At 65.2% G+C, this 2,251-nt stretch carries 2 protein-coding genes; both read left to right on the forward strand.

Features of this window, described 5'->3' with window-relative positions; translation table 11 throughout:
- On the forward strand, positions 1–923 hold a 923-nt coding region (locus EN745_RS33800), incomplete at its 5' end, for a substrate-binding domain-containing protein (protein WP_127423242.1).
- A 193-nt stretch (positions 924–1,116) separates the two neighbouring features.
- Positions 1,117–2,251: phosphate ABC transporter permease family protein (locus EN745_RS33805; protein ID WP_127423243.1), on the forward strand; the 1,135-nt coding region annotated here is incomplete at its 3' end.

A 2,251-nucleotide genomic window follows, 5' to 3' on the forward strand; every position in this document is an offset into this window, starting at 1 on the left:
TCCTTCCCTATGCCAAGATCGTCGCCGAGCAGTTCGGCGAAACCTTCACCAAGTTCAAGACCCCGGTGGTCGAGTCCGGCGGCAGCGGCGCCGGCATCAAGGAATTCTGCAAGGGCGTCGGCGAAGACACCATCGACATCGCCAACTCCTCGCGTCCGATCAAGAAGGACGAGATCAAGTCCTGCGCCGACGCCGGCGTGAAGGACATCCAGGAAGTCCGCATCGGCTATGACGGCATCGTCTTCGCCACCGACGTCAAGGGCCCGGACTGGGCGCTGGCTCCCGCCGACATCTACAAGGCGCTCGCCGCCAAGCTCGTCGTCGACGGCAAGCTGGTCGACAATCCGAACACCAAGTGGAACCAGGTCAACCCGAAGCTCCCCGACTGGGACATCGCCGCCTACATCCCGGGTGAAAAGCACGGCACCCGCGAGGTGTTCGAGACCAAGCTTCTCGACGCCGGCTGCGACAAGGCCGCCATCAAGGCCACCGGCATCAGCGACGACAAAGAAGTCGGCAAGACCTGCATCGCCATCCGCAAGGACGGCAAGGCTGTCGACATCGACGGCGACTACACCGAGACGCTCGCCCGCATCGACTCCAACAAGACCGGCGTCGGCGTGTTCGGCCTCGCCTTCTACGAAAACAATGCCGACAAGCTGAAGGTCGCCACCGTGGAAGGCGTCACGCCTTCGACCGAGACCATCGCCAGCGGCAAGTATCCGGTTTCGCGGCCGCTGTTCTTCTACGTCAAGAAGGCGCATCTCGGCGTCGTTCCGGGCCTGAAGGAATATGTCGAGTTCTTCCTCGACGACCAGATGATCGGCCCGGAAAGCCCGCTCGCCGAGTACGGCCTGGTTTCGGCTCCCGACGCCGAGCGTCAGGCGCAGCGCGACGCGTTCGCCGCCGGAAAGACCATGTAATCAAGCTTGCGGACCGGGGCGCGGGTTTGCCCGCGCCCCGATCTCTTCGCCTGCCGCAGCGGCGGTGGCGACCGGAGCATGATCCCGAACCGAAGCACCGCGTCAGCGAAAAGTGGGGACCGGTTTTTGCTTCGCTGACCTCTGGTTCGGATAAGATCATGCTCAAACAAGGGATTTCCCCTGGGGTGGGTTCATGTCGTCCATGCTCGTACTTGCCATTGTAGTCGCCGTCGGCCTGGTCGCATTCTTCATCGGTCGCCAACGCGCCGTCGCGCAGGACAATGGATCGGTGAAGCCGCATTCGCGCGCTCACTATCACGGCTGGTGGGCCTTCCTGCTCGCTGTCCTGCCGGCCCTCCTGCTGCTTGCCGTGTGGAACATCGGTTCCTCCATCTACCTCGACCGCCACATCCATGCCGCTTTGCCCGAGCGCACCGCCGACAGCGCGGTCGCCAGCGAGGCGCTCGACGTCAGCCTGGTGAAGAGCCTCGCCAAGGGCCTGCGCCAGCTCGATGCCAACATCCAGCTTCCCGCCAGCTTCGCCGAATTGCAGCCGCTGCTCGCCGCCAAGGGCGTGGCGCTGGCGACGGACACCCAGGATTACATGATCCCGATTGCCGTCGAGGCGAACGCTGTGCAGGGCCGGCTCGGCATGATCGGAGCTGTCGTCACCCTTGCCCTGTCGATCGCCGGCGCCTTCTATGCGCTAAGACAAGTCGCGCCACGGGCGCGCGCCAGGAACAATGTCGAGCAGCTGATGCTGTGGGGGCTGCTGGCGGCCTCGACCATCGCCATCCTGACCACCGTCGGCATCGTGCTTTCGATGCTGTTCCAGACCATCCAGTTCTTTGAGAGCGTCTCGCCGGCGAGCTTCTTCTTCGGCACCGTCTGGGATCCGCGCTTCGCCGCGGCCGGCTCGGGCGGCAGCCAGGGCCAGTTCGGCCTGATCCCGCTTCTGGCCGGCACGCTCTACATCGCCTTCGTCGCGCTGCTGGTGGCAGTGCCGGTCGGCCTGATGTCGGCTGTCTACATGGCCGAATACGCCTCGCCCAAGGTGCGGTCGGTGGTCAAGCCGGCGCTTGAGTTGCTGGCTGGCATCCCGACCATCGTCTACGGCATCTTCGCCGTCGTCACGCTGGGGCCGTTCCTGCGCGATCTCTCCGCGGCGCTGACCGGCGGCTCGCCCTTCATCCAGGGCCAGAGCATCTTCACCGCCGGCCTGGTCATGGGCGTCATGCTGATCCCGGTCGTCTCCTCGCTTTCCGACGACATCATCACCGCGGTGCCGCGCGCCATGCGCGACGGCTCGCTCGGCCTCGGCGCGACGC

It is taken from the genome of Mesorhizobium sp. M4A.F.Ca.ET.022.05.2.1, from assembly GCF_003998845.1.
Lineage (GTDB): Bacteria > Pseudomonadota > Alphaproteobacteria > Rhizobiales > Rhizobiaceae > Mesorhizobium.